The organism is Microcystis sp. M_QC_C_20170808_M3Col (genome assembly GCF_007095505.1).
Lineage (GTDB): Bacteria > Cyanobacteriota > Cyanobacteriia > Cyanobacteriales > Microcystaceae > Microcystis.
Genome location: NZ_SFBY01000402.1, coordinates 1 through 8,393 on the forward strand (window position 1 = coordinate 1; position 8,393 = coordinate 8,393).

Sequence of the window (8,393 nt, forward strand, 5' to 3'; positions counted from 1 at the left end):
TACCAATAAAGCTGAGAGGGAATCCGAACTAGGGAAGTATTCGGAGGTCTGTGCCAGATTGTGTCTCGGTGCGGTAGTCTCTACTTGCGTCGCCTAAATTGGTCTAGGCAAGCCCCGTCGCTTTTAGGGCGGGGTTAGTGACAGCTTTACAGCCTCATCAATCGTGCCAATCATGTAAAGTGCCTTCTCTGGATAATCCGAAAATTCATCTTTGAGAATGCGATCGCATCCCGCTAAGGCCGCTTCTAGCTCGACAAATTTACCCGCTATTCCTGTAAACTGTTCGGTAGAAAAGAAAGGCTGGGTGAGAAACTTTTCTAATCGTCTGGCTCGGGCTACAATCTGGCGGTCAGCCGGTGAAAGTTCTTCTAATCCTAGCATGGCAATAATATCCTTGAGTTCTTCGTAGTTCGCCAGAGTTTGCCGCACTGCCTGGGCGATGCGATAGTGTTGCTCGCTGACAATAGGCGGCATCAACATTTTCGAGCCCGATTGCAGTAAGTTCACCGCCGGATAAAACCCCTCACTTGCTCGCTGGCGAGAGAGTACAATTGATGCCGATAAATGGGAAAAGGTATGAACAGCCGCCGGATCTGTAAAGTCATCTGCCGGGACGTAGACTGCTTGAATGGAGGTGATTGCGCCCGTAGCCGTACTGCCAATCCGCTCTTCTAGCTCTGCGAGTTCCGTTGCTAATGTCGGCTGATACCCTACCCGCGAAGGCAATTGTCCCATCAACCCCGATACCTCTGAACCGGCCTGAATAAAGCGGAAAATATTGTCAATTAACAGTAAGACATCTTGTTTGGCCGTGTCGCGAAAGTATTCCGACATCGTCAGTGCGGCGTGTCCGACGCGAAATCTGACACCAGGCGGTTCATCCATCTGCCCAAAGATCATCACCGTATTCTGCAAAACCCCGGCTCCGCGCATTTCTTGATATAAATCTAGGGCTTCCCGACATCGCTCCCCAATTCCACAGAAGATACTAATTCCCCGATGTTGCTTGACGATGTTATGAATCATTTCGGTAATCAAAACCGTCTTGCCAACGCCCGCTCCGCCAAATAATCCTGCTTTCCCCCCCCGTTCCAACGGGACAAGCACGTCTATGGCTTTAATACCGGTTTTGAGAATCTCCGAGCTAGTGGTTTGCTCGCATAGGGGGGTCGGATTTGCGTAAATTGAACGCCATTCTCCATCAGCTATCTGTTCTTGTCCGTCAATTGTTTCCCCAAATATATTCAACATCCTGCCGAGCAACCTCTCGCCCACTGGAACTCGCAAGGGATGACCCGTATCGATGACTGGAGAACCGCGAGCTAAACCGGCTGTTGGCTTCAGTGAAATGGCCCGTACCAGTTGCGGGTTAAGATGGGCAACAACTTCCATCGCTACACTGCCATCTTCTCCCGCCTGAAGTTGGCTATGAAGCTCTGGCAGCCTTTGGGAAAAATAGACATCAATGATGCTTCCTCGCACTGACACTACAGAGCCAGCGTTGAGTTTGTTAATATCTCGTTGATCGTTCATCGAAAAATTGGCTCTGAAACCCCGTCCTTTTAGGACGGCTTTATCGGAAAATTGGGTTTAAAACCCCGTCGTTCTAAAAACTCTTTGTCTGGGGTAACTGATGACCACAGCTACTACAAAAGCGATCGGTTGCCGCTACTTTTGCCCCGCATTGACGACAAAATCGGACTTTGCTGACGGTTTTTGCGTCTCCCATACTCATTTTCATATCTCCCATCTCCATTTCCATAGGGGCAAAATTCATCGACATATTACCCATTTTCATCGGTTGCATCGGTTGCATCGGTGAGGAGGAGAAACTGGTAGCAGTGGTCGATTGAGAGGACTGAGAAACTCCAGAGGTATGAGGAGAGGAAAAACCGATACTGCTTCCTTGAATTTGGATTCTGTGGGATCCAGTTTCAGTGATAATTTCAATAATTGCCCCTTGGGGAATTATCTCTATTTGGGGTTCTTTTGTCCAAACTCCCGTAGCAAAACTACTGCTAGACTGCTGTTGTTGTCCCACTGCACCACTAGCGAGAGTTACAATCGTCTGCAGCCCTTGATTATCGAGATAGAGACGTTGTCCTGTGGGTAATTCACTATAAATAGCCATATTTTTGACAGGAAAAAGTAAAAAGTAAAAAGTAAAAAGCTAGTTAACACCCCTACAGATCCAGTCTAGCGAGGATAGAAATGTTAGAGGATTTTCTTAAGAATTTTATCGACAAAAAAAGGGTGGTTTAACCCACCCTCACCATGTCTCAAGAAAACAAACTTTTTAACGGACGCTACCGGCTAATTTATCGACCCGAATCGGTTTCATCAGGTACAGTTTGAGGAATTGCCAAGCGTTAGAGGCGAAGATAGGCAATTTCTTCAGGAATTTAACCGGTGCGGCACTGTTTTCGCTATCGATCGCCCGTAATCCCTCGTTATTGCCAACACAGATTTCTAGGCGATCATAAAATTCAGGACTATCCACATCGAGAATAATCGGGAAGACGCGGCCGGCGGTTTCATTGGTCTTCTCGATCACATACTTATCGTACTCGCGAGCGTCCAAACCGAGAATGGCGTAGAAACCAGAACGCTGAGTATCATTGAGATACATCGTAGCGAAGACCGAAAGCAGGAAGAAACGACACCAGAGACGAGCGCGCCAATCATTAAGAATATCAGGTTGGGCGCGCATGATCGCATCAAAGAAGTCCCCGTGACGGTTTTCGTCTTGACACCAATTCTCGAAGAAGTTAAAAATCGGATAAACCCGATCTTCGGGATGTTGTTCGAGATGACGATAAATGGTGATATAGCGCCAGTAGCCGATTTTTTCGGAAAGATAGGTGGCGTAGAAGATAAATTTCGGTTTAAAGAAGGTGTAGTTACGGCTTTTGGTTAAAAATCCCAAGTCAAGGGAGAGGTTAAAATCCGATAAAGCCTTATTAAGGAATCCAGCGTGACGCGCTTCGTCCCGGGACATGAGGTTAAAGCATTCTGCGAGGAGGGGATTTCTGTTTTTTAAACGTCTGCCGAGTTCTTTGTAGAGAAGAAAGCCGGAAAATTCGGCCGTGCAGGATCTTTCCAGAAATTCCACAAATAAGCGGCGAGTTTCGCCATCAATATGCTCCCAAGAGCGATCGAATTCTTGATTGCGAACGAAGTGATGCCGGTTATAATCGGTACGGAATTCCTCTAAAATCGCTTTCAGTTCTTCCTCGTTAGCGGCGATCGACATTTCCGCCATCGCTTCAAAATCAGTGGTGTAGAAGCGGGGAGTGAGGATCGTTTCTTTAGCGGGAACTTTTATACCCGGACGGATTTCCTCGAATTCTGGTTTTTGGATCGTGCTGACCATAGGGATTATTGATTTTACTCTGGGATGATGATTGAGACGAGTAAAGGCTCTGAGGTGATAATGACGAGCCGTGAAAAAACGGCTAGGATTCACTATAGCAAGCTCTCAGCCCTAGACTCCCTTCCTGTTCATTAAAAGTTACAACTCTTAATTAAGCTGTGTGAACAAACGCGGATTTTTCGCTCGGAGTCTTGATAAATGTTCGGGGATAGGGAGCGGGGTGTGGGAAGTGGGAAGTGGGAAGTCGGGTGTCGGGTGTCGGGTGTCGGGTGTCGGGTTTTACCCATTTTCAGGTGGTCAATTACCTAATTTTCAGGGAAAAAGTGCCTAAATTTCCCCCCCCGATCACTCCAATGGCTGCCACTTTTTGATTTCAAAAAAGCCTAAAGATATTATCCAACAAGGTTTTTAGATTTATTCGGCAAACCCTAATTAGTTAACCCTGAATTGCTTTAGCTAATTGAACGTGAAGTTTATGACTGGCTTTAAAAGCCATGTAATGAGCGGTGGGAATAGTTCCCAGTAAACTCAAATCACCAATTAAGTCCAATAATTTATGTCTTACTGGCTCATTTTCAAACCGTAAAGGAGGATTTAACCATTGATTTTGATCGCAGACTAAAGCATTTTCTAAACTGCCTCCTTTAATTAAACCAGCCTTTTGTAAATATTCAATTTGATCGGCAAAACCGAAAGTCCGGGCGGATGCGATCGCTTGACTAAAACTTTCCTGATCAGGACTCCAACTATACCATTGATTACTGATGGGTTTATAGGTAAAATCGATCCCGTAGGTAAAACGTAATTCAGGGGAAGGAATCGCCGCCACAAAAGCATCTCCTTCGTACAACCAAATCGGTTGAGAAATAGTTAAATCTGATGGAGAAAAAGAGTTATCTAAACCAGCATTTTCGATCGCTTCTACCCAGATTTTGGCCGAACCATCGAGGAGGGGAATTTCCGCACCATCCACCTCAATGCGAGCATCCTCTACCCCCAAAGCGGTTAAGGCCGCTAATAAATGCTCAACGGTTCTAACCTTGGCTTCTCCTTGTCCCAATTCCGTTGATAAAGTCGTTTGGTAAACCGAAGAAACTAGAGCGGGAATAATCGGTTGATTGGCTAAATCTCTGCGGACAAAATAACGTCCTTCCCCCGGATTTGCCCCACAGACGCGCACCTGGGTTATCTCCCCCGAATGCAGGCCAATTCCCGATAATTCAAATTGTTTAGCGATAGTAGAAACCATAATTATTAAGTAATAAAGCTTTTATCAGTGAACAACAAAAAGAACTAAATTTATCGATAACTGATCACTGATAACTGATAACTGATTAGAATCGTTCCCCGATACCGAAATGGAGACGAGAACCACCATCGACATTAAAACCGTAGTCAACCCGAATTTGGCCGACGGGAGATTGTACCCGAACACCTAAACCGTAACCGAGACCGGTACCGGGTAAACCCCGGACAATCCCGGGTTGACCGGGGACATCCCCTTGGGAACCAATAGTAGTGCCGAAATCGACAAATAACGCCCCCCCAATAATTGCTACTATGGGAAAACGATATTCGGCCGTCGCTTGGAAATAACTGCGACCGTTACCCACTTCTCCCTCGGCGTAACCCCGTACAGAGTTACTACCCCCAACGATAAAAGCATCGTAGGGGGGTAAATCGCCTAATACTGTCCCTGCTTGCACATTAAAAGCGAGGGATTGCTGACCTTTAAAAATATCGGTTTCAAAGAGATTAAAGGAATTAATAAACCGAACGGGGATAAAGTAACTGTAACTACCCCGAACACGAGTGCCGAAAATACTGCCAGAACCGACCGGAATAGTTTGTTCTAAACCTAGACGCAGGAAAGAACCACTGGTGGGCTGCAGGGGATTATCGCGAAAATCTCGAATAGCGCCAATATTTAGAGAAAGTATATCATCGATCCCAGAGGAACTAAAAGCCAGTTGTTGACTGCCAAAACCGTTGAGAGGTGCAGACAGGGGGGAGATGTCACCATTGGCATTTTGCACCTGTACCTGTTGATAGTTAAAGCCTAGGGAAACCACCCATTTTGGTTTCGTAAACACATCGGGGGCCAAAGGACGGACAAAAGTAATACCGCCACCCGTCCGGACGATACGGGGACTATCATTATCGTTAAGCGTCCGAATCGAGGAATTTTCCCCATCATAAACCAGAGAAATCGACTGTCGCCGGAAAACGTTCACCGTGTAGGAAGTGCGGAAATTATCCTTGGCAATCCAAGGATCGGAAAAATTCAGATCAAATAGAAATTCCCGTTCCCCTAACTGGACTTCTGCCCCTAAAGTTTGGTTATTACCGCCAAAATTGCGCTGTTGATAGCTTACAGTGCCGAATAAGCCCGCATTCGAGCTAATACCACCCCCAGCAGCCACGGAACCGGTATTACCTTCCACCACATCGACGTTAACAATCACCTCCCTTGGGTCGCTGCCGGGAGAAAAAGACAGACGCACATCCTCGAATAAACCGAGACCGAAAACACGCTGTAAATCCTGTTGGGCCGTATTGCGGTTAAAAATATCCCCCGCTTTTAGGCGCATTTCCCTAGTAATGATAAATTCTCTAGTTTTACCCTTGACCGGTTCCTGTTCGACGTTAAAGTAGCGTACTTGAATTTTTTCGATTAAACCTTCGGAAATGACCAGAATCACCCGACCATCGGGAGTGACTTGCGGCGCACCGATTACCTGGGCCAGATCATAGCCGTTTTTGCTGTACCAGTCATTGATTTTTTTTACCCCCGCCTGTAATTCCCGCAAATTCAGGGTTTTGCCGTATTGACTAGCGAAAATTTCCTCGACCACCCCGGCAGGTAAAATCGATTTGTCCATAGTTTCCGGGGCAATTTGAATCTGTACGCCCTGAAAAACGGGGTTAGGTTGCACCTCAAAGGTGACTCGCACCCCTAGGGGCGTATCTTGGGGAACTGCCCGCACATCAGCAAAAAAGCCCGTGGCAAAAACGGCGTTAATATCTTCTTGCAGTTGCGATCGAGTCGTGCTTCGTCCTGGTCGGGTGCGAATGGTATTATAAACTAGATTTTCTAATTCTCGATCGGCCCCCTGTACTACCACTTCGGCCACCAAAACTCGCGACTCCTCCGCCGCCACCGGTGGGGCTGTTGTGGGAGTTTCTGCAGGGCTTGGGGTTTCCGTCGGGGTTTCCGGCGGTGCTGCCACGGGTGGCGTAGTTTCTCCCGTCGCAGGAGGAGACTGTACTATCTGCTCGACGCGGGGAAAAACCGTTTCTTGCGGTTCTTCTTCGGCCATTACCGTCCCGTGAAATAATCCGAAAATAGCCAGCAGCAGGGCCAGCGAGGAATATCGCCCCGAAAAATTGAGATTTTTAAGCACTTCCACACACCCATTAACACCATTATGGTTTTGTTTGTTTTCTCTGCCCGAGAAATTTAACGAACGTTAAAACTCTAGCAGATTGCTTACTCTCAGTAAATCCCAGCTTGACCGGTGACTAAAGAGATACTGCATCAGGTCTGATATTGGTCAGCCGTCAGCATTAAGTTTTTATCTTGCCATATCTTAGCTTTTTCCGGTTTGGCTCTATCCCAATTCACCCTCTAGAATTATTGCCACCTCGGTGGGCGCACAATTAATTACATATCTTCCTAACTCACCAAAATTAAAAACAATTAAGTTTATTCTCCCGGGAATCCCCCACCTTTTTACACCAGCGCAGATGTCAACGTCTTATTTGTAATAACTGTACCAGTTGCGAGACCTGTTGGCGATTAAACATTTGCAGCAGGGTACTAGCTACTAATTCCGGTTCTAGGGTGATCAGGATTTGTGGTAATTTGGCGGTGGCTAATAACTGCAATTCTTGACTGACGGTGATTTCTTCCCCGCAACCCCATTCCAATAAATCACTAGCTTGTTTTAATTCTTTAATAATAACCGGGGCGAGAGTGCGGTAGGAATGTTTGGGGTTAGCCAGGGCTGATTGGGCATTTTTAACTAAATATTGCCACTTTTGCTGTTCTGAAGCCAATTGAGACAGAGATAAATTTAATTTTTGTAATTGCTGACGGGAAGCACTGGTTTCTTCCTGTTTGAACAGTTGTAACATCTGTTTGAGGATATCTCTGACGCTGATGGAGATAGAAGAGGTTGCTGCAATAGCTGGGGTAGATTTTTTTTTGTCGAGAAGATAGTTAAGATGGGACTGTAATTCGGCAAAAGTAGGTTCACCTTTTTTAACGATAGCATTAGCTTCCTCGGCTTGCAAACCTAATGGACCGGGCAGCTTATCGATCAATATCTGAAGCAGATCATAACCCTTGAGGAACAAAGATTCTAATTTTTGATCCACTTGTATGGGATTTTCTTTCAGTATTTTGAAAGCATCCTCAAGACGGTGAGCAGTTTTTTGGATACTGCTATAACCTAACATGGCCGCCCCCCCCTTGATGGAATGGGCGGCACGAAACATCTCGTTCATCTGTTCAGTATTGTTCACGAGATTGCCTAAGTCTAAAATCCCCTGTTCCAAAGTTTCCAGGTGTTCTTTTGCTTCTTCGATGAAATAGCCGAGAATTTTCTGTGCGTTAGCGGAGTCCAAGGTCTTATCCCCCCTTATCACGATGCTGTCTAGTCCTAGATTGCCCAGTTTTTCAGGAAATATATCAGTTATGGGGCAATGGCTAGGAAAACTGGCCCAGACGGACACAAGCTAAGTTCAAAATCAACGGACACAAAGGTTCTCAGCTTCTCTTGCTCAAAATAGATCGATACAACGGCAGGCAAAAAGCTAAGGAAAGAATCGGGGATGGGAGCAAGCTGACTAGAAATTATTATTGATCAGAGGGAACTGAGTTGTTGACTATCTAAGATTACCCCAAAATCGACCAGGCGATCGAGAGGGACTGAATAAAAAATTAAATTGAGGAAAATATTTAGTACAAATAAACTAAGTTATCCGCACCAGCAGTTCTGAGCAAGGGACTAGCCAA

Annotated in this window: 6 protein-coding genes; all 6 read right to left on the reverse strand. The window is 46.0% G+C overall.

Annotation, left to right across the window (positions count from 1 at the left end; all coding sequences use genetic code 11):
* Positions 1 to 123: 123 nt before the first annotated feature.
* The 6 genes from atpD to EWV84_RS18545 all read right to left on the reverse strand — a co-directional run bounded on the left by atpD (position 124) and on the right by EWV84_RS18545 (position 8,002).
* Positions 124 to 1,533 (reverse strand): F0F1 ATP synthase subunit beta, encoded by a 1,410-nt coding sequence (gene atpD / locus EWV84_RS18520; RefSeq protein WP_287079243.1) that lies wholly within the window; start codon positions 1,531 to 1,533, stop codon positions 124 to 126.
* A gap of 73 nt (positions 1,534 to 1,606) precedes the next feature.
* Complete coding sequence (locus tag EWV84_RS18525; RefSeq protein WP_287079244.1) at positions 1,607 to 2,131, reverse strand: zinc ribbon domain-containing protein; 525 nt, start codon at positions 2,129 to 2,131, stop codon at positions 1,607 to 1,609.
* Between the two features lie 165 nt (positions 2,132 to 2,296).
* Entirely contained in the window at positions 2,297 to 3,373 is a 1,077-nt protein-coding gene (gene acsF, locus EWV84_RS18530; protein WP_287079245.1) for a magnesium-protoporphyrin IX monomethyl ester (oxidative) cyclase, read from the reverse strand.
* A gap of 436 nt (positions 3,374 to 3,809) precedes the next feature.
* Positions 3,810 to 4,622: a UDP-3-O-acyl-N-acetylglucosamine deacetylase gene (gene lpxC, locus EWV84_RS18535; RefSeq protein ID WP_287079246.1), complete on the reverse strand. Its 813-nt coding sequence runs from the start codon at positions 4,620 to 4,622 to the stop codon at positions 3,810 to 3,812.
* An 85-nt stretch (positions 4,623 to 4,707) separates the two neighbouring features.
* Positions 4,708 to 6,693 carry a BamA/TamA family outer membrane protein gene (locus tag EWV84_RS18540; protein ID WP_287079249.1) on the reverse strand — a complete coding sequence of 662 codons (1,986 nt, stop codon included), beginning with the start codon at positions 6,691 to 6,693 and terminating at the stop codon, positions 4,708 to 4,710.
* Between the two features lie 430 nt (positions 6,694 to 7,123).
* A complete protein-coding gene (locus EWV84_RS18545) occupies positions 7,124 to 8,002 on the reverse strand; it encodes an Hpt domain-containing protein (protein WP_287079247.1) in 879 nt (292 codons plus the stop codon).
* Between the last annotated feature and the right edge of the window lie 391 nt (positions 8,003 to 8,393).